The sequence below is a fragment of the Aliarcobacter vitoriensis genome (genome assembly GCF_003316695.1).
Classification (GTDB): Bacteria; Campylobacterota; Campylobacteria; order Campylobacterales; family Arcobacteraceae; genus Aliarcobacter; species Aliarcobacter vitoriensis.
Map to the genome: position 1 here is coordinate 67034 of NZ_PDKB01000003.1, position 20064 is coordinate 87097.

The window sequence follows — 20064 nt, forward strand, 5'->3', positions numbered from 1 at the left end:
TTGACTATTTTTTGTATATATGAAGTTTAGTTTTAAAAATCTTTTTTCTAGGGATTTAATAGCAGTAGCATTGTTTCTTTCAATGCTTGCTATTATTATAGTTCCTTTAAATCAAGTTGCTATAGATTTTTTTATATCGCTATCTTTGGCTATTTCATTTTTAATTCTTTTAATATCGTTATATATTCAAAAACCAGCAGATTTAACGACTTTCCCAACCCTTCTTTTAATCTTAGTTATTTTTAGATTAGCTCTTAGTATTGCTACAACTAGATCCATATTGGCTGAAGGACATAATGGACCAGAAGCTGTAAGTAGTATTATTACAGCATTTGGAGAATTTGTTGTTGGTGGAAATATGGTTATTGGTGTAATCATATTTATTATTCTTGTACTTATAAACTTTATGGTTGTTACAAAAGGTGCTACAAGGGTTGCAGAAGTTACTGCTAGATTTACACTAGATTCTATGCCTGGTAAACAAATGGCTATTGATGCAGATTTAAATGCTGGATTTATAGATGACAAAGAAGCACAAGAAAGAAGAAAAGCTTTAATAACAGAAGCAAACTTTTATGGTGCTATGGATGGGTCTTCAAAGTTTGTTAAAGGTGATGCAATTGCTGGTATTATCATTACTATTGTAAATATTATTGGTGGATTGTTAGTTGGTATTTTTCAGCATGGTTTAGATGCAAGTGAAGCAGCAAATATATATACAATTTTAACTATTGGTGATGGTCTTGTTACACAAATTCCAGCACTTCTTTTATCTACTGCGACTGCAATTATTATTACAAGATCAAATACAGATGAAGAGAGATTTGCTTCAAGGGCTGTAAATCAACTTATTAAAGATACTAAATCTCTAATTTTAGTTGGTATTGGATTGATGCTTTTTGCCTTAGTTCCAGGTTTCCCAACTGGTATTTTGATGATGATGGGGCTTTTATTAATAGCAATGGGATATATCATCATAATGATAGAAAAAGGTGATGATAATATTGTAACCAGATTTTTTAAACCACAAGTTGCCAAAAAGATTGAAAAGCCAAGTGATTTAAAAGAGAAAAAAAGGGCAGCAGCTATTCCAGATGAAAGCCAAAGTATAGAAACTGTCATGAAGCTTGAAGTTTTAGAGTTAAAACTTGGAGTTAGACTTTTACAACTTGTTCAAGGGAATTCTGAACTTCTTGATAAAATTAAAGCTATTAGAAAAAACATAGCTGCAGAATTAGGATTTGTAATACCACAAATAAGAATTTCTGATGATACAAATTTAGCTCAAAATGAGTACCAATTTTATCTTAAAAGAATTCCGATTGTAAAAGGGCGAATAGAAGTTGATAAATTTCTTGCAATGGGTGGCTTAGGAAATGAAACTTTAGAAGGAATAAAGGTAAAAGAACCAGTTTTTAATCTTGATGCAATTTGGATATCAAAAGATTTAAAAGAAGATGCTTTGATGAAAGGTTTTACAGTTGTTGATGCGCCAACAATTATATCAACGCATATATCAGAAATTATTAGAAGACATGCAGAAGATATCATCACTAGACAAGATATAGTTGATATTATTGATAGAATAAAAAAAGATTTTCCTATTGTTGTTGAAGAAGCTATGAAAGTTGCATCTTATGGAAGTTTATTGAAAGTTTGTAAAGATTTACTTCATGAAAAAATACCAATAGTTGATATGCTAACAATTATTGAAGCAATTGCAGATATTGCAGAGTTTACAAAAGCTCCAGAGATATTATTAGAGCATGTACGAGCAAAACTTTATAGGCTTATTACTCAAAAATACAAAGATACAGATGGTATTTTACATATAGTTACAATAAAACCTGAACTAGAACAGCAGTTTATAAGTAAGCTTCAAGATCATCATGGTGCTTCACAGTTAATGCTTTCAATTGCTGAAATAAATAACCTTGTAACAAAAACAAAACAACTCTTAGATGATGTTGAGAAAAAAGGTTTCTCTAAAGTTGCTATGGTTGTAGATCCAGTTTTAAGAAAAAGAATTTCAGAAATCTATGAAAAATTTGGACTATCTTTACCTGTTTTATCTCACGCAGAACTTGATTCAAAAGCAAACTTTGCCATTGAAGGAACTTTAGAGTTCTAAAATTAAAACACTTTTTTAATCTCTTTAAGGAAAAAAATTGAAATATTATATAAGCTTTTTAAAAGAGCATAAAATTATTAGGGATTTGTCTTTAGTTAATTTTATCTCATCTTTTGGAGCTTGGTTCTCAACTGTTGCTATATATACAATGATTGTAGAATTAGGTTCATCTGAATTAGCAATAGCAATAGTAACTGCTATGCACTTTATACCAGCTATAATAATTGCACCAATAAGTGGAGCAATAATTGATAGAGTGAAAATAAAACCTCTTATGTTGTCACTACTTTTTGTTGAATTACTTATGACAATAATGTTTTTAACGATAAATGATTTAAGTCATCTGTGGATTTTATTGATATTTATATTTATTAGAATGAGTGCAGCTTCTATGTATTTCTCTACTGAAATGTCACTTTTAGCCAAGCTTTTAGAAGGTAAGAAACTTCAAACAGCAAATGAAATAAATTCAATTATTTGGTCTTTTACTTATGCTGTTGGTATGGCGACAAGTGGATTTATAGTAAATTTATATGGTGTAAAAACTGCGATTATAATTGATGTTTGTATTTTTGTTTTAGCTTTAATAGTATTTATTCAAATAAAATTAAATATTGAACATAAACAAGTTACGCAAAAGATATTTGAGTTGATGAAAGATGGATTTTTATATATTAAAAATAATAAAATTATTTTGCATTTGATATTTTTACATGCAAGTGTAGGATTAACTTCTTATGACGCACTTATTACAATTTTGGCAAAAAATCAGTATAAAGAACTCATTGCTGTTCCACTTGCTATTGGTTTATCAAATGCCATTAGAGCAGTTGCTCTTATGATAGGTCCATTAATTCTAAATAAAATTATAAAAAAAGAAAATTTACACTATTTACTAACTTTTCAAGGGATAACTATTATTTTATGGGCATTAACTCAAGATAATTTTTATATATCTTTGATATCATTGTTTTTCGTAGGATTTAGTACAGCATTTTTATGGTCTTATACATATTCAATGCTACAAAATCATTGTGATAATAGATACATTGGAAGAGTAATATCGTATAATGATATGGTCTTTATGTTAGCAAATGTATCTACAACTTTGTTTATAGGAACTATGGCACATATTACTACAACTACTGTTATAACTATTTGTTTAGGAGTTGCTTTTTTATTTTTTGCATATTACTATACAAAAATTTTGAAGTTAATTTAAAAGGATAAAAAAATGATATTAGATTATGAAAATGTAAATGAGTTAAATAGATACAAGATAATGTCTGGAAGTATAGTTCCAAGACCAATAGCTTGGATAGTTACTGAAGATAATGGAGTTTTAAATGCTGCTCCTTTTTCTTACTTTATTCCAATTTCTACAAGTCCTGCTTTAGTGATTGTAGCTATTGGAAAAAAAGATGATGGAAGTCCAAAAGATAGTTTGGCAAATATCTTAAAAACAAAAAAAGCAACAATTTGTTTTCCAAATAAAGACAATATTGATCAAGTTCAAAAATGTGCTATGCAACTATCAAAAGATGAAAGTGAAATAGAAAAATTTGAAATAGATGTAAGAAAAGAGTTAGAAGATTATCCACCTATGATTACTTCAACTCAAACAGCACTTTTTTGTGAATATTATGATACATATAAAGTAGAGGGTGATACAACACCAGTTATCTTAAAAATAAATTATCAATATATTGAAGATGGAAGAATCAATGAAAGAAATCATACAAATATAGAGAGTATTGGAAGAGTTGGAGTTACTTTTAAAGCTATGGTTGATTTATAAACTAGAGAAAACTCTAGTTTATATTTGGAAGATCTTTTGCTTTTAAATTTGGTCTTCTTGATGTTTCAGTTGGTGGATAGTTTTTTTCAAGATAAGTTAATATCTCATCTTCGACAGCTGGTTCAAATTCCCATAAACCTTGAGTTCTTTGCATCCAAACTATCATAGCTTTCCACATATCTCTATCACCTTTTTGTAAAGTGATAAATTTTGCACTATGGCAAACGGTACAATTTGCTTTTACTGTTTCAAACCCTTTGTCTATAATCAATCCTGTTTCACTATCAAACTCTTTTGCTTGAAGATAAAAAGGTGAAATCAACAAAGCCAAAATTGTAAGTTTTATAAAAGTTTTCATAAAATCTCCTTTTATACAACTTGAACAGCTATTCTATGACAAGCATTATTTAAATACCCATTAGGATTCCATCCTGGTAAAATCATAGGTTGCATATTACCTTTGCTATCTGTTGCTCTTGCCCAAACTTCGTAATATCCTTTTTTAGGGAATGTTACATTTGTTTCCCAAGTTTGCCAAGCAGTTTTGTTTAGGGGTTTATTTACTTTTGCTTTTTGCCAAGTTATTCCAAAGTCTATTGAAACATACATTTCATCAACTTTTAAATCTCCAGCCCAAGCTTTACCATTTAGTTTTAATTTATCATTTATATTGTGATTAATTCCCGATTTAGGAAAAGTAATCAATGATTTTACAGGCATAGATTCTATAATACACATATTATCATTTTCTACTTTTGAACCTGGAACAACTGGTTCACAAGGCATTCTATATGATTGCCCCATCATCTTTTCACCATCATGTATTTTGTTTCTTATTACAATTTTGCTTAGCCATTTTCCAGAAACAGAAGCTGGCCAACCACCAATAGCCAATCTTAATGGATAACCATTGTGATAAGGTATATCTTCTCCTTCATAAGCCCAAGCAATTAATATTTCATCTTCTAAAGCTTTACTCATAGGTACACCACGACTTATTACCACTTTTGTAGGATCACCACTTAAATGTGTATCTTTTCCATAATATCCTATATAAACAGCATCTTCTTTAATACCACAATCTTTTAAAACATCTTTAAGTCTAACACCAGTCCATCTTCCACAACCAACAGCTCCAACTTCCCATTGGTTTCCTTTTGTAGGAGGATTGAACTCATGTCTTCCATTTCCACCACACTCTAAAGTCATAGCATAAGTGTAATGTTTAAATTTTTTCTTTAGTTCATCAATAGTAAATGTTTTTGGATTTTGACAACTCTCTCCAGTTATCTCTAAAGTCCAAGTTTTCAAATCTATGCTATTAAGTTCAGGTGGAACACCATTATTTCTTATAAAAAAGTGTTTATCTGGTGTAAATTCATCATTCAACAAATGTGCAGGTGTTTCAGCATTGATTGGTCTATCATTTAAGTAAATAAGACCATCCTTACCTTCAACAGAAAATGGTTTATCTGAATTTGCTAATAGTGCAGGGATTAATCCAGAAGGCATATTGTTAGCAAATGGAATATTTGAACCAACAACAGCAGCCATTGCTAAAAGTGAACTTTTTTTTAAAAATCCTCTTCTTGTAGTAGGTTCAACTTCTCTTCCAAAAATCTCCAAATCAGCTTTTACAGGGTCGTTTGCATAAGCTTCATGTATTCCAACAGTTTTTTTTGTTTTTTCACTCATAACTCTCTCCTTTTATGATTGTTAAGTGTAAGAACTCTTACAAGTAAATCTTATATTAAAAACAATTTAAAACTATTAAATATTAATATTTTAAGTTTTAATTAATAGAAATGTATAAAAAATGTAACATAAACTTTATATAAAATTTTACATAACGATATAAATTTGCAAATTTATTTAATAATTGTTATTACTTTTATATTCTTTTAAGCTTAAATGATTAATATTTCATTTACTTTTTTATAATTATTATACTGATTATCTAAAATGTAGAAAATAAAGATAAATTTTCCTAAAAGATTTATCGAAATTTTAATCCAAAATTCAACAAAAAGGACAAGTATGAATATACGAATTGCTAAGACAGTAGCAACTGCTTTACTCGTTTGCGGGGGGGGGTAACCTATTAAGTGCTAATGAGACTACAACTTTAGATGAAATTAAAGTTACAACAGCTGGAGGACATGAACAACTCGTAAAAGATGCTTCGGCTTCAATCACAGTTTTAACTGCTGAAAAACTCAATGAAAAATCATACACAAGCGTAGTAGATGCTATCAAAAATGTACCAGGTGTATATGTTAATAATGAATATGGTTCTGGTGGTGAATCAGAAGGAATTTCTATTCGTGGTATGGCAGTAACAGAAACACTATACTTAGTAGATGGAAAACCACTAACAAATGGAAGAAATTTCGGAAGAGCTGCAGGAACTGCGGGACAAGCTAATGGTTTAAATAATATGTTACCACCAATTTCTATGATTGAAAGAATAGAGATAGTTAGAGGTCCAGCTTCTTCACTTTATGGTGGAAATGCCCTAGGTGGAGTTATAAACATCATCACAAAAAAAGCTACAAAAGAGTGGACTGGAAGTTTTAATGTTGAATATCTAACTCCAGATTCAAGTAATAAAATAGGTGATAATAAATTAGCTACAAATGTATTTGCTCAAGGACCTTTAATAGACAATCTTTTAGCTTTACAACTAAATGCTTCACATACTAAAAAAGATGGTGGTGGAGTTAGACCAAATCCAACTGCTACAAATCCTAATGCAACATCAGTTGTAAATGGTACTGAGGCTAAGGGAGTTGGTGGAAAACTTATACTTACACCAAATGATGAAAATGATATAAGTGCAGAATATAAATATTCAGAGAAAAAAACAATATTAGCAGAAGGTGTTGCTGAAACAATTTCAAATACAACTCCTTATACAAAAGATATATACACTCTTACTCATGATGGAAGATATGGAAATCTTACAATGAGTACATACTATCAAGCTGAAGAGACAAAAAAAGAAGGAACAACATCTAATCTTGATGTGATTGAAACAAATAATGTTTTAAATCATCAATCAACTTATGCTTTAGGTGAGCATATTTTAACTTTTGGTGGACAATATAAAACTGAAGAGTTTAAAGATCCATCTCAACCTTTAACAAAAAAAGTAGATAGATGGCTAGGAGCTATTTTTGCTGAAGGAGAGTGGAGTGTACTTGATGATTTATTAGTTACAACGGGACTTAGATACAATGATGATGAATTATTTGGTGGACATTTATCACCAAGACTTTATGGGGTTTATCACTTAACTGATAATTGGACATTAAAAGGTGGAGTTACAACTGGATACTCTCAACCTACGGTTTCAGCTGCTACTGATGGTTGGTTCAACAATTATGGACAGGGAGCATGGCTTGGAAATTCTAATTTAAATCCTGAAGAAAGTGTAAACTACGAGGTTGGACTTCACTATGAAGATAAAAATTTAGGATTAACTAGTAGTGCTGTTTTATTCCAAACAGATTATAAAAATAAAATTGTACCAAATAGAATTTGCACAGGAGCTGCAAATTGTACATATAACGGTGCAAATAGAAACTTTATAAATAAATACGAGAATGTCGCAGATGCACAAATGAAAGGTATAGAGTTAGCAACAAGCTATGATATATTAGAAAACTTACAATCAGGAATTAGTTATACTTATACAACATCTGAAGTTAAAGATGGAGTATTTAATAAAGGTACTCCTCAAGAAATAGATCTTTCAGGAAAAACTTTAAATAAAACTCCAAAACATATGTTTAATCTTACTTTAGATTATCAACCAACTTCAAAATGGAACCTATGGGGACAATTTAATTACAGAGGAAAATCTACAGATTATTTAAGTTTTGATCATAGTACGGATGTACAATCTGAAACTCCAGCATATCATACATCAGATTTAGGGGTTGTTTATAAAGCTACAAAAGATTTAAGTTTTAAAGCTGGTGTTTATAATGTTGCAAATAAACAAATTACAAATGCAGATTATGGAATCACGCTTGATGGGAGAAGATATAATATTGCTATGAATCTAAAATTCTAAAAAATATTCATTCCCAAGTATTGGCGACATTTGGGAAGTAGATTAAACGCCATTTTATTTTCATTTCCGACAATCTGTCGGAAACTTTCCTTTTTTATGGTAGGTTTTTTTCAAGGAACCTACCATACCTTTATTTTAAGTATTAAAAAAGATTTAAAATTCCAAAACCTCTTCATTTGAATTTGATTGTTCTATTATGATTTGTGAATCAATATCTGGTAATGGAGATAAATCTGTATAATACTCATCTTTCCCATTAAAATTTCCTAAATATACATTTTCAGGCTTTGTAAATGTTCTTGGTATTTCTGGATAAAGCTCAAGATATTTTTTGAAGAAATATGAAAATGCTGGAGCTGCTAGTGTACTTCCAGTTTCACTTCTTCTCATAGGTTTATTATTGTCATTTCCATACCAAACTATTGTTTGAATAGATGGTGAGTAGCCACAAAACCAAGCATCAATATTGTCATTTGTTGTTCCAGTTTTTCCTGCAAGTTCTATTCCATCAACTGCTGCTCTTCTTCCTGTACCTTTTGTAACTACATCTTTTAAAATAGAAGTTATTAAGTATGATTGTTCATGAGAGTTTAGTTCAGTTTTTATAGGTTCAAAAGTTACACTTTTTCCATCTTTATTTGAAATTTGTTCTACAATATATGGTTTTACTTTAACTCCATTATTTGAAAAAATAGTATAAGCTTGGCTAAACTCAACCAAAGATACACTCATAGAACCAAGAGTAATAGAAAGATTGTTTACAATATCTTTAAATCCATATCTTTGTAAATCATTTGTTGTAATATCAATTCCAACATCAGTAACTAAGTTTAAAGTTGATAAATTTCTTGATTGAACTAAAGAGTCTCTAAAACTTACAATTCCTTGAAAATTTCCACCATAGTTTTTTGGTTGCCATTTTTTCTGAACACCACCAACTGTAAAAGTATAAGTTCTTGAGATATCAAATAGTTGCGAAGCTGGATTGTATCCTTCATTTAATGCCGTTTGATATAAAAATGGTTTGATAGCACTTCCAGCTTGTCTTTTTGACTGAAATGCTCTATTAAATACCGATTGAGAGTAATCAATCCCACCAACCATAGCCAATATTTTACCAGTACCACTTTCCAAAGTTATCATAGCTCCATTCAACTCTTTTGTAAAAGCATCATTGTCAGGATTTTTTGAATTTGCTCTTATATTTTCATCTCTTTTCATAGCTTCATCATAAGACTTTTTCAAAGCTTCTTGTGCTATTTCTTGAGTTTGTAAGTCTATTGTTAAATAAACTTTGTATCCACCATACAAAATATCTGGAATATCATTTATCAACTCGCTTACTGCATAATCAACAGCCCATGGAGCTATGTTTTGAGTTAAAGTTTGATTATAAATTGTTGGAATTTCATTGATTGATTCTTCAAATTGTTCATTGCTTATCCAACCTAAACTATTCATTCTTGTCACTACTTGGTTTGCTCTTGTTAATGAAACTTGAAGATTTTTTGTTGGGTCATAAAAACTAGGAGCTCTTGGAAGCCCAACTAAAATAGCAATCTCTTTTAAAGTAAGTTCATATAAATCTTTTTTGAAATACCCTTTTGCAGCAGTTTTTATACCATAATATCCATGACCAAAATATACATGATTTAAGTATCTTTCTAAAATTTCTTCTTTTGTTAAAAGAGTTTCAAGTCTTATAGCAAGTAAAGCTTCTTTTACTTTTCTCATAAGCTTTTTTTCTCTAGTCAAAACTAAAACTTTGATTAATTGTTGAGTTAGAGTACTTGCTCCTTCGCTATATCCACCAGATTGAATATTTTTAATAACTGCTCTACTTATTGCATCTGGATTTATACCAAAGTGTTCAAAAAATTGTGTATCTTCTATGGCAACAAGACCTTCTATAACACGAGCAGGAATGTCATCATAGTTTACATACTCTCTATTTTCATCTTTGAAAGTATTTGCTAATAGTCTTCCATTTTTATCAAAAAATTGTGTACTTTGTTTTGGTTCGTAGTTTACTACACTATCAATATCATCTTTTATCTCTTCATATAAATCATATAGTAAGACTACAATAACAGCCCCTACAATAATTGAAATGAAAAAAATTGCTTTTGTTAAAAATTTTAACATCTTTATTTCCTAAATTCTTTGTTTTTAAAAGTTGAGTTTATAAGCTCTTTTGTATAGTCATTTGTTGGGTTTTCTAAAACTTCAATAGTTTTTCCAAACTCTATAATTTTACCTTTTTTTAAAATCACAATATCATTACAAATATCTTTTATCGAGTCAATATCGTGAGTTACAAATAGTATTTTTAAATCAAGTTGTTTTTGTAAATCTTGAATAATATTTATAATATTTGTTTTATTTTCTAAATCCAATGCAGTTGTTGGTTCATCAAGTAAAAGAAGTTTTATATCACGACTAAGTGCAATTGCAATAACAACTCTTTGTATTTGACCACCACTAATTTGAGATGGATATTTATTTAATATATCCAAAGATAGATTTAACAGTTTAAAAACTTCCTCTTTTTTTTCGTCACTACAAAAAATCTGATTTTTGATTTTTGTCATTTGTGAAAGAGAAGTAAAAGGATTTTGTGGGATAAATCCTATTGTATTGTAGTTAAGTTCAAAACTACAATCTATCTCATTTTGATACTTTAAAGAGTTTGGAAGTAGATTTAGTAGAGCTTTTAAAGTCAAAGATTTTCCACTTCCACTCTCTCCAATAAGTGCAGTAGAAGTAGATATTTTAAAACTTATATCTACTAACTCTTTATCATTTGCACTTATTTTTAGTTTTTTTATGTTTATCATTAGATTAGTGGTTCATCCATCTCTTTTGGTATTTCTAAATTCATAAGTTTTAAAACTGTTGGAGCTATATTATTTAAGCTACCTTCTTTTACTTTTGTTACATCTTTTGCCATAACAAAACAGTAAACATCTCCAACTGTATGATTTGTTAAAATATTCCCATCATCATCTCTCATCATTTCACAATTTCCATGGTCAGATGTTAGGATGATGTTATAATCTTCTTTTTTTGCGATATCTACTATAAGACCTAGTTCTTTATCTACTGCTTCAACAGCTTTAACTGCTGCTTCAAAAACACCTGTATGTCCTACCATATCTCCATTTGCAAAATTTACAACTATAAAATCAGTATGATTTTTCATAGCAGTTCTTACAGCTTCTCCAACTTGTGGTGCTGACATTTCAGGTTTTAAATCATAAGTTGCAACATCTGGAGATGGTATTAAAACTCTTGTTTCATTTAAAACAGGTTCTTCTACTCCGCCATTAAAGAAAAATGTAACATGGGCATATTTTTCAGTTTCAGCAGTATGAAGTTGAGAAAGTCCAGCATTTGATATAACTTCAGCTAAAGTATTCTTTGGATTGTCTTTAGTAAATAAAACTGGAATAAACACATTTTTATCATATTGTGTCATTGAAGCTAAATTTAAAGAACCTTTAAAAGTTTCAAACTCATTGAAGTCACTTTTTGCAAAAGCACTAGAAATTTCTCTCATTCTATCACTTCTAAAGTTGCAAAATATTATCCCATCATTTTCTTTTATTCCATCATAACATTCAAAAGCAACTGGATCAAGAAACTCATCAAATATTTTATTTTCATAAGAGTTTTTCACGTATGTCAAACAATCATTTTGAGTTTTTGGTATAGCATAAGTCATCGCAACATAAGCTTTTTGAACTCTATCCCATCGATTGTCTCTATCCATAGTATAGTATCTTCCAGATATTGTTGCAATTTTTATATCTTCATCACAAATTTCTAAAATTTTATTTAAATATTTTTTTGCTGAGTCTGGAGCAACATCTCTACCGTCTGTTATGATATGAATAAATACTTTTTTATCCTGATTTTTAGATAGTTTTGCCAAAGCAATAATGTGGTCAATATGCGAATGAACTCCACCATCACTTAAAAGTCCAATTAAATGGATGTTATTTGATTTTGAAATAGTGTTTTTTAAAACTTCATTATCTTTTAGAGTATTATTTTTTATAGCAAGATGAATTTTTACTAAATCTTGATATAAAACTCTTCCACTTCCAATAGTCATATGTCCAACTTCGCTATTTCCCATTTGCATATCTGGAAGTCCTACATATTCTCCATAAGTATGGATTAATGAGTAAGGTACATTTTCAAATAAATAATCATAAGTTGGTTTTTTTGCACTACAAAAAGCATTGTAGTTTTTTGAACTATTATGTCCAATTCCATCTGTTATAATTAATAGTGTTTTGCTCATTTGTTTAAACCTTTTAAAAAGTATAATATAATATAATTATGACCTATTATATCAAAATCAAGGTTTAATTTTGTTTTACTGGCTCTATCGACATTTAGAAATCAATATCTTACAGTATATATCTGTTCGTGCAGGAATTAGCTTTTTTATAGCTTTTGTTTTAACTATGTATTTAATGCCAAAGTTTATAAGATGGGCAAGAGCAAGAAAAGCTTCTCAACCAATTTATGAATTAGCACCTGAAGCCCATCAAATAAAAGCTGGAACACCAACAATGGGTGGAATTGTATTTATATTCTCAACTTTAATAGCTACTGTTTTAACTGCAAAATTAAATAACTTTTATGTTGTTGGTGGATTATTGACTTTAGGGCTTTTTTCTCTTATTGGGATACAAGATGATTTATCAAAAATTTTAAAAGCAAAAAATAGTGCAGGGTTAAGTGCTAGAATGAAACTTTTATTACAATTTATAAGTGCTTTAGTAGTTGTAGGAATTTTATACTATTTTGGTCATACAACAGATTTATATACTCCATTTTACAAATTCCCACTTTTTGAAATGGGAGTTTTTGCAATAATTTTTTGGATGTTTGTAATTGTTGGTTCTTCAAATGCAGTAAATCTCACAGATGGACTTGATGGACTAGCAACAGTTCCTTCAATACTTGCTTTCACAACTTTATCTATTTTAGTTTATGTTGTAGGACATGCAGTTTTTGCTAATTACTTGTTATTACCAAATATTGCTATTGTTGGAGAATTGGCAGTTATGGGAGCTGCAATTTGTGGTGCTTTGATAGGATTTTTATGGTTTAATGCCTACCCAGCAGAAGTTTTTATGGGAGATAGTGGTTCTTTACCATTGGGAGCATTTATGGGATATTTAGGGATTGTTTCAAAATCAGAAATATTGTTAATTGCTATTGGATTTATATTTGTTTTAGAAACAGTTTCAGTTATGCTTCAAGTTGGTTCGTATAAACTAAGACAAAAAAGAGTATTTTTAATGGCTCCAATTCATCATCATTTTGAGCAAAAAGGTTGGAAAGAAAATAAAATAATAGTACGTTTTTGGATAATATCATTTATGGCAAATTTAGTAGCACTGTTGAGTTTAAAATTAAGATAGAAAAGGGATACTTTGGATAATATAAGAATTTTAGGAAAAGGCAAAACTGCAAGTGCATTAAAAAAAAGATTTCCAAATGCAAAGCTTTTTGATGATGTTGATTTAGAAATATTTGATAAAAATTCTAATGAAGTTACAGTTGTAAGTCCTGGAATACCTCCATATAATGAACTTGTTCTTGCTTCAAAAAACTTATTGAGTGATTATGACTTATTTTATAATGATATGCCTTTTTCTATTTGGATTAGTGGTACAAATGGAAAAACAACTACAACACAAATGACTCAACATCTTTTAGAAAAATATGATTCTGTTTATGGTGGGAATATTGGAGTTCCTTTGAGTGGGCTTGATAATAGTAAAAAAATATGGATTTTAGAAACTTCATCATTCACTCTACATTATACAAACAAAGCTAAGCCTAATATTTATATTTTACTTCCAATAACAGAAGATCACATAACTTGGCATGGTAGTTTTGATGAATATAAAAAAGCAAAATTAAAACCTCTTAAGTTTATGAATGAAAATGATATTGCGATTATTCCAGATGAATTTAAAAATATAAAAACAAATGCTTGTGTAATTACATATAGTAATAGTGATAATATCTGTAAACATTTTGGATTTAAAAAAGATGAGTTAAATTTTAAAGAACCATTTCTACTTGATGCTCTATTATCTATGAGTGTTAGAAAGATTTTATTTGATGATATAAATTATGAATTAATAAATCAATTTAAAATTGATAAACATAAAGTAGAAGAGTTTAAAGATAGTAAAAATAGATTGTGGATTGATGATAGCAAAGCTACAAATGTTGATGCAACTATAAATGCATTAGTGCCATATAAAAATAGTAACATACATATAATATTAGGTGGAGATGATAAGGGTGCAAATCTTGAACCACTTTTTGAAAATATAAAAAATTTAGATATAGAAGTTTATTCTATTGGTTCAAATTCACAAAAGATAGTTGATTTTTGTAATGTATTTAATATAAAAGTTAATAAATGTGATTTTTTAGAACAAGCAGTAAAATTAATAGATTTAAATATGAAAGAAAGTAGTATTGGATTCTTATCTCCAGCAGCAGCTTCTTTAGATCAATTTAAATCTTATGCACATAGAGGAGAAGAATTCAAAAAATATGTTACAAATTTAAGTTAATATTAATATTGTAAGATGTATAATCTCACTCCAATTTACAGTGGTTCGATAGCTCAGTCGGTAGAGCAAAGGATTGAAAATCCTTGTGTCGACAGTTCGATTCTGTCTCGAACCACCATTTTATGGATGCTGGTGTAGCTCAGTTGGCTAGAGCAGCTGATTTGTAATCAGCAGGTCGGGGGTTCGACTCCCTTCACCAGCTCCATTTTGTCTCGCGTAAGTTTAAGAAACAGCGCTTGACCAGAACAATAATTTTTCAACGGTGAGGTTGGAGAGTGGTCAAATCCTGCGGACTGTAAATCCGCCGCCTACGGCTTCGAAGGTTCAAATCCTTCTCTCACCACCACGCAATGTTGCGGGAGTAGCTCAGTTGGCTAGAGCTTCTGCCTTCCAAGCAGACTGTCGCGAGTTCGAGTCTCGTCTCCCGCTCCATTATTTATTGATTACTGGGAGCTGAGTTATAAACGCAAATTTTTTTATAACTCTAATTTTTTATATCCCATTAATTTAGTTTTTAGTATTTAGTCAATATAATACACATTCAATTTGTGTAAAACAAATCCCCCTCTGAATAGAGAAGCCTGCTGGCTTATCTACTCAGAGGGCAAATTAAGTAAAATAAATTTAGAAGGGGAAATTCCTATGGCAAAAGAAAAGTTTTCAAGAAATAAGCCACACGTAAATATCGGTACAATTGGTCACGTTGACCACGGTAAAACTACTACAACTGCTGCTATTTCTGCAGTATTGGCAGTTAAATATGGTGGAGAGATGAAAGATTATGATCAAATCGATAACGCTCCAGAAGAAAGAGAAAGAGGAATTACTATTGCTACTTCTCATATTGAGTATGAAACAGAAAAAAGACACTATGCACACGTAGATTGTCCAGGTCACGCCGATTATGTTAAAAACATGATTACTGGTGCTGCTCAAATGGATGGAGCTATCTTGGTTATTGCTTCAACTGATGGTCCAATGGCTCAAACAAGAGAGCATATCCTATTATCTAAACAAGTAGGTGTTCCATATATCGTTGTATTCTTAAATAAAGAAGATCAATTAGATCCTTCTGACAAAGATGAGATGTTAGAATTAGTTGAAATGGAAATTAGAGAGTTATTATCTACTTATGATTTCCCAGGTGATGACACACCAATTATTGCTGGTTCTGCATTCCAAGCTTTAGAAGAAGCTAAAAAAGGTTCTGTTGGTCCATGGGGAGAAAAAATCGTTGCATTAATGAATGCAGTTGATGAATACATCCCAACTCCAGAAAGAGATACTGAAAAATCATTCTTAATGCCAGTTGAAGATGTTTTCTCTATTTCAGGAAGAGGAACAGTTGTTACTGGAAGAATAGAGCAAGGTACAATTAAAGTTGGTGAAGAAATTGAAATCGTTGGTTTCTCTGATACAAGAAAAACAACAGTTACTGGTGTTGAAATGTTCAGAAAAGAAATGGATCAAGGTCAAGCTGGAGATAACTGCGGAATTCTTTTAAGAGGTATCAAAAAAGAAGAGGTTGAAAGAGGACAAGTTCTTATTAAGCCAGGAACAATTACTCCACATACAACTTTCAAATGTGAAGTGTATATTTTATCAAAAGAAGAAGGTGGAAGACATACTCCATTCTTTAGTGGATATAGACCACAATTCTATGTTAGAACAACAGACGTAACAGGTTCTTGTACTTTAGCTGAAGGTACTGAAATGGTTATGCCAGGTGATAACGTAGAGATGACAGTAGAATTAGTTGCTCCAATCGCTTTAGATAAAGGAACAAAATTCGCTATTAGAGAAGGTGGAAGAACTGTAGGTGCTGGAGTTGTTTCAGAAATAATTAAATAAGGATTATTGATGGCAAATGCAGTAAGAATTAAAATTGGATTAAAATGTCAAGAAAGTGGAGATATTAACTACACTACTTGGAAAAATCCAAAAACTCATACTGAAAAGTTTGAGGTTAGAAAATATTGTCCAAGATTGAAAAAACATACTACTCATAAAGAAGTAAAGTTAAAATCTTGATAGACTCTAAGTCTGCTTATGCAGACTTAAAGTTTTTTAGGTCAGTAGCTCCAATGGTAGAGCATCGGATTCCAAATCCGAGTGATGGGGGTTCGAGTCCCTCCTGGCCTGCCACTTAAATTCTTTAAAGAGTTCTTTGTAAGTTCTTTTTATAGAATTTAAAGATTAAATTGCAAAATCGGAGAAGATAGTGAGTAAAGTTAGTAGTTATTTTAACAATGTAAAATCAGAGTTGTCTAAAGTTATCTTTCCTATTAAAGAACAAATAAGAACTGCATACTTGTCTGTATTTATTGTTGTGACTGTTATAACAATATTTTTAGCTATAATTGATGGAATTATGTCAATTAGTCTATCTTCAATAATCAATTAAGGAAATATTTATGGCTCATAAATGGTATGCAATACAAACTTATTCGGGAAGTGAATTGTCTGTTAAAAAGGCATTAGTTAAATTAGCTGATGAGATGGCAGATGATAAAATTGCTGAAGTTTTGGTTCCTACTGAAGATTTAATTGAAGTAAAAAAAGGTAAAAAGACTATAGTTGAAAGACCTCTATACCCAGCTTATGCCTTTGCTAAAATTGATTTAGATACTGCTTTATGGCATAGAATTCAATCAATGCCAAAAGTTGGAAGATTTATTGGTGAATCGAAAAAGCCAACAGCTTTGAGTGAAAAAGATATTAATCTTATCTTAGAAAAAGCTAAGAATAAAGCAGCAGCAAAACCAAAAATATCTTTTGATGAAGGTGAAATGGTAAGAATAAATGAAGGACCATTTTCTAATTTTAATGGAATTGTAGAAGATTTTGATATGGTTTCTGGTGTATTGAAATTAAATGTTTCTATTTTTGGAAGAAATACACCAGTTGAAATATCATATACTCAAGTAGAAAGAATAGTTTAAATATATAGTTTAATTTAGGCATTAGGCAAAGAAACTAGCTTCTTCATAGTTTTTTTGCCTAATGTCTAATCATTAAAATTTTTTAAAGGAATAGCATGGCTAAGAAAATTCAAGGTTATTTAAAATTACAAATACCTGCAGGTGCAGCAAATCCATCTCCTCCAGTTGGACCAGCTCTTGGACAAAGAGGTGTTAATATCATGGAATTCTGTAAAGCATTCAATGAAAAAACAAAAGATAAAGCTGGATATAGATTACCAGTAGTTATTACAATTTATGCAGATAAAAGTTTTACATTTGAAGTAAAACAACCACCTATGACTGAACTTATTAAAAAAGTTTCTGGAATTAAAAAAGGTAGTGATAATCCGCTTAAAAATAAAGTTGGAAAACTATCTAAAGAACAAATCATGGAAATCGTTGATATGAAAATCAAAGATTTAAATACAGATGATAGAGAAGTGGCGGCTAAAATTGTTGCTGGTTCAGCTAGATCTATAGGAATTGATACAGAATTATAATATTCTGTTTTGAATAAAGTCTAACCACTAGTCTTTTAAATAGTGGAAGCAAAAAAATAAATATTGCGGAGAACAAAATGGCAAAAGTTTCAAAAAGATATAAAGCGTTACAATCAAAAGTTGAAGATAGAAAGTATTCTTTAGCTGAAGCTTGTACAACTATAAAAGAGCTAAAATCAGCTAAATTTGATGAAAGTGTTGAAATTGCTCTTAATTTAAATGTGGATCCAAGACATGCAGATCAAATGATTAGAGGGGCAGTTGTCCTTCCAAATGGTACAGGAAAAACTGTTAGAGTTGCAGTGTTTGCAAAAGGTGTAAAACTTGATGAAGCAAAAGCAGCTGGTGCTGATGTTGTTGGAAATGATGATTTAGCTGAAGCAATCCAAGCTGGAAATATTAATTTTGATGTTTTAATTGCAACTCCTGATTGTATGGGAATTGTTGGTAAAGTTGGAAGAATTTTAGGACCAAAAGGTTTAATGCCGAACCCTAAAACAGGAACAGTTACTATGGACGTTACAAAAGCAGTTAATGATGCTAAAGGTGGACAAGTAACATATAGAGTTGATAAAAAAGGTAATATGCAAGCTGCTATTGGAAAAATTTCATTTACTTCTGAAGCTATTAAAGAAAATGCAGAAGCATTTATCTCAGCTATTAATAAAGCTAAACCTTCAACTGCAAAAGGAAGATATATTACTAATGCGGCGATTAGTTTAACTATGAGTCCATCAATTGTTTTAGATAATATGGAATTATTAGAAATAAGATAAGGGGTTCCCTTGTCTTTTTTAATATTCAAAAATATTGAACTAATTCAATATTTTTGAGTGTTATTCAAAGCACTGATATAAAACTGAAGACAGCTGGTAAAAAAACAACCTCGTTTTTTTATAATTCCCGCCTAAGATGATGTTTTGAAAGGAGGAAAATAATAATGACAAGACAAGAAAAACTAGAAATTATAAATTATTTATCAGCTGAGTTTAAGAACTCTTTAGCTGTTGTAGTTTGTGATTATAAAGGACTTACTCATAAAGAGTTAGAATCTTTAAGAAAAGAAGCAAAAGCTAATAATACAAAAGTTCAAGTTATTAAAAATACTTTAGTTGTAAAAGCTGTTGAAGCTGCTGAACTAGGTGAAATTGATTTATGTGGAACAAATATTTATTTATGGTCAGAAGATCAAATTTCAGCTTGTAAAGTTGCTGATAAATTTGCAACGGCTTCTAAAGACAAATTTGTTATTAAATCAGGGATTATTGAAGGTCAGATTGCAGATGTTGCTAGAGTTAATGCATTTGCTAAATTACCATCAAGAGAAGAACTTCTTGGAATGCTTGCATCTGTATGGATGGGACCAGTTAGAAACTTTACTATTGGTCTTGATGCTCTTAGAAGAAAAAAAGAAGAAGAGGCTGCTTAAGTATTTAAGCTAATATATAATAAAAAATTAAAAAGGATAGAAAATGGCAATTTCTAAAGAAGACGTTTTAGAATTTATTTCTGGTTTATCTGTATTAGAATTATCAGAGTTAGTAAAAGAATTTGAAGAAAAATTTGGTGTATCTGCACAACCTGTTGCAGTTGCTGGTGGAGCGGTTGCTGCTGTTGAAGCTGCAGAAGAAAAAACTGAATTTGATGTTATCATCATTGATTCAGGAGATAAAAAAATTAATGTAATTAAAGAAATCAGAGCAATTACTGGTTTAGGATTAAAAGAAGCTAAAGATGCAGCTGAGCAAACTCCTTCTACAATTAAAGAAGGAATCTCTAAAGCTGATGCTGATGCAATTAAAGCACAGTTAGAAGCAGCTGGAGCTAAAGTAGAAGTTAAATAATTTAGCTTTACTTAACGGTATATAGGGCTTTCCCTATATATAGTTTAGCATCTTTGAAGGCTAAGGTTAAAGTTTTTTGAAATTTTAACCTTATCCTTTATGGATGCTTTTGTGCTTTATACTAATAAAAGCAATT

The 20064-nt window shown here is 30.2% G+C and carries 19 protein-coding genes and 5 tRNA genes; 19 read left to right on the top strand and 5 right to left on the bottom strand.

Features of this window, described 5'->3' with window-relative positions; translation table 11 throughout:
* Positions 1 to 19 precede the first annotated feature (19 nt).
* The 3 genes from flhA to CRU91_RS02225 are packed head-to-tail and all read left to right on the top strand — an operon-like array spanning position 20 to position 3929.
* Complete coding sequence (flhA, locus tag CRU91_RS02215; protein WP_113892960.1) at positions 20 to 2131, top strand: flagellar biosynthesis protein FlhA; 2112 nt, start codon at positions 20 to 22, stop codon at positions 2129 to 2131.
* A gap of 37 nt (positions 2132 to 2168) precedes the next feature.
* Complete coding sequence (locus CRU91_RS02220) at positions 2169 to 3353, top strand: MFS transporter (RefSeq protein WP_113892962.1); 1185 nt, start codon at positions 2169 to 2171, stop codon at positions 3351 to 3353.
* Positions 3354 to 3365: 12 nt separating this feature from the next.
* On the top strand, positions 3366 to 3929 hold the full coding sequence (locus CRU91_RS02225; RefSeq protein WP_113892964.1) for a flavin reductase family protein: 564 nt from the start codon (positions 3366 to 3368) through the stop codon (positions 3927 to 3929).
* A 13-nt stretch (positions 3930 to 3942) separates the two neighbouring features.
* Here CRU91_RS02225 and CRU91_RS02230 read toward each other — a convergent pair whose 3' ends face one another.
* Together CRU91_RS02230 and CRU91_RS02235 are read right to left on the bottom strand one after the other, a co-directional pair.
* A complete protein-coding gene (locus CRU91_RS02230; protein ID WP_113892966.1) occupies positions 3943 to 4287 on the bottom strand; it encodes a hypothetical protein in 345 nt (114 codons plus the stop codon).
* A gap of 11 nt (positions 4288 to 4298) precedes the next feature.
* Complete coding sequence (locus tag CRU91_RS02235; RefSeq protein WP_113892968.1) at positions 4299 to 5624, bottom strand: sulfite oxidase; 1326 nt, start codon at positions 5622 to 5624, stop codon at positions 4299 to 4301.
* Between the two features lie 439 nt (positions 5625 to 6063).
* Here CRU91_RS02235 and CRU91_RS02240 point away from each other — a divergent pair, with 439 nt between their 5' ends.
* Positions 6064 to 8007, top strand: a complete 1944-nt coding sequence (locus CRU91_RS02240) for a TonB-dependent receptor domain-containing protein (protein ID WP_257118688.1) — start codon at positions 6064 to 6066, stop codon at positions 8005 to 8007.
* A gap of 153 nt (positions 8008 to 8160) precedes the next feature.
* On the opposite strand, the gene CRU91_RS02245 is transcribed toward CRU91_RS02240, so the two are convergent.
* The 3 genes from CRU91_RS02245 to gpmI are packed head-to-tail and all read right to left on the bottom strand — an operon-like array spanning position 8161 to position 12316.
* Positions 8161 to 10152: a penicillin-binding protein 1A gene (locus CRU91_RS02245; protein ID WP_113892971.1), complete on the bottom strand. Its 1992-nt coding sequence runs from the start codon at positions 10150 to 10152 to the stop codon at positions 8161 to 8163.
* Between the two features lie 2 nt (positions 10153 to 10154).
* A complete protein-coding gene (locus tag CRU91_RS02250) occupies positions 10155 to 10844 on the bottom strand; it encodes an ATP-binding cassette domain-containing protein (RefSeq protein WP_113892973.1) in 690 nt (229 codons plus the stop codon).
* Positions 10844 to 12316: a 2,3-bisphosphoglycerate-independent phosphoglycerate mutase gene (gene gpmI / locus CRU91_RS02255; RefSeq protein WP_113892975.1), complete on the bottom strand. Its 1473-nt coding sequence runs from the start codon at positions 12314 to 12316 to the stop codon at positions 10844 to 10846. The genes CRU91_RS02250 and gpmI overlap by 1 nt, the downstream gene beginning before the upstream one ends.
* A 70-nt stretch (positions 12317 to 12386) precedes the next feature.
* Here gpmI and mraY point away from each other — a divergent pair, with 70 nt between their 5' ends.
* From mraY to rplL, 15 genes are all read left to right on the top strand, one after another.
* Positions 12387 to 13448: a phospho-N-acetylmuramoyl-pentapeptide-transferase gene (gene mraY / locus CRU91_RS02260; RefSeq protein ID WP_113892977.1), complete on the top strand. Its 1062-nt coding sequence runs from the start codon at positions 12387 to 12389 to the stop codon at positions 13446 to 13448.
* Between the two features lie 12 nt (positions 13449 to 13460).
* Positions 13461 to 14621 (top strand): UDP-N-acetylmuramoyl-L-alanine--D-glutamate ligase, encoded by a 1161-nt coding sequence (gene murD / locus CRU91_RS02265; protein ID WP_113892979.1) that lies wholly within the window; start codon positions 13461 to 13463, stop codon positions 14619 to 14621.
* Positions 14622 to 14663: 42 nt separating this feature from the next.
* A tRNA-Phe gene (locus tag CRU91_RS02270) sits at positions 14664 to 14739 on the top strand.
* Positions 14740 to 14749: 10 nt separating this feature from the next.
* A tRNA-Thr gene (locus tag CRU91_RS02275) sits at positions 14750 to 14826 on the top strand.
* A 56-nt stretch (positions 14827 to 14882) separates the two neighbouring features.
* Positions 14883 to 14967: transfer RNA gene (locus CRU91_RS02280), tRNA-Tyr, on the top strand.
* A gap of 9 nt (positions 14968 to 14976) precedes the next feature.
* Positions 14977 to 15053: transfer RNA gene (locus CRU91_RS02285), tRNA-Gly, on the top strand.
* 210 nt (positions 15054 to 15263) lie between these two features.
* Complete coding sequence (gene tuf, locus CRU91_RS02290) at positions 15264 to 16472, top strand: elongation factor Tu (RefSeq protein ID WP_113892981.1); 1209 nt, start codon at positions 15264 to 15266, stop codon at positions 16470 to 16472.
* Between the two features lie 9 nt (positions 16473 to 16481).
* The gene (rpmG, locus tag CRU91_RS02295) at positions 16482 to 16652 is read left to right on the top strand and encodes a 50S ribosomal protein L33 (protein ID WP_024775591.1); all 171 of its coding nucleotides are present in this window, start codon (positions 16482 to 16484) and stop codon (positions 16650 to 16652) included.
* 38 nt (positions 16653 to 16690) lie between these two features.
* Positions 16691 to 16766: transfer RNA gene (locus CRU91_RS02300), tRNA-Trp, on the top strand.
* A gap of 76 nt (positions 16767 to 16842) precedes the next feature.
* A complete protein-coding gene (gene secE / locus CRU91_RS02305) occupies positions 16843 to 17025 on the top strand; it encodes a preprotein translocase subunit SecE (protein ID WP_026803893.1) in 183 nt (60 codons plus the stop codon).
* Positions 17026 to 17035: 10 nt separating this feature from the next.
* Positions 17036 to 17563 (top strand): transcription termination/antitermination protein NusG, encoded by a 528-nt coding sequence (gene nusG / locus CRU91_RS02310; RefSeq protein ID WP_113892983.1) that lies wholly within the window; start codon positions 17036 to 17038, stop codon positions 17561 to 17563.
* 95 nt (positions 17564 to 17658) lie between these two features.
* The gene (rplK, locus tag CRU91_RS02315) at positions 17659 to 18084 is read left to right on the top strand and encodes a 50S ribosomal protein L11 (protein WP_113892985.1); all 426 of its coding nucleotides are present in this window, start codon (positions 17659 to 17661) and stop codon (positions 18082 to 18084) included.
* A 77-nt stretch (positions 18085 to 18161) separates the two neighbouring features.
* Positions 18162 to 18860 carry a 50S ribosomal protein L1 gene (gene rplA / locus CRU91_RS02320; protein ID WP_113892987.1) on the top strand — a complete coding sequence of 233 codons (699 nt, stop codon included), beginning with the start codon at positions 18162 to 18164 and terminating at the stop codon, positions 18858 to 18860.
* 164 nt (positions 18861 to 19024) lie between these two features.
* Positions 19025 to 19513: a 50S ribosomal protein L10 gene (rplJ, locus tag CRU91_RS02325; protein ID WP_113892989.1), complete on the top strand. Its 489-nt coding sequence runs from the start codon at positions 19025 to 19027 to the stop codon at positions 19511 to 19513.
* A 43-nt stretch (positions 19514 to 19556) separates the two neighbouring features.
* Positions 19557 to 19928: a 50S ribosomal protein L7/L12 gene (gene rplL / locus CRU91_RS02330; RefSeq protein ID WP_113892991.1), complete on the top strand. Its 372-nt coding sequence runs from the start codon at positions 19557 to 19559 to the stop codon at positions 19926 to 19928.
* The last annotated feature ends 136 nt before the right edge of the window (positions 19929 to 20064 follow it).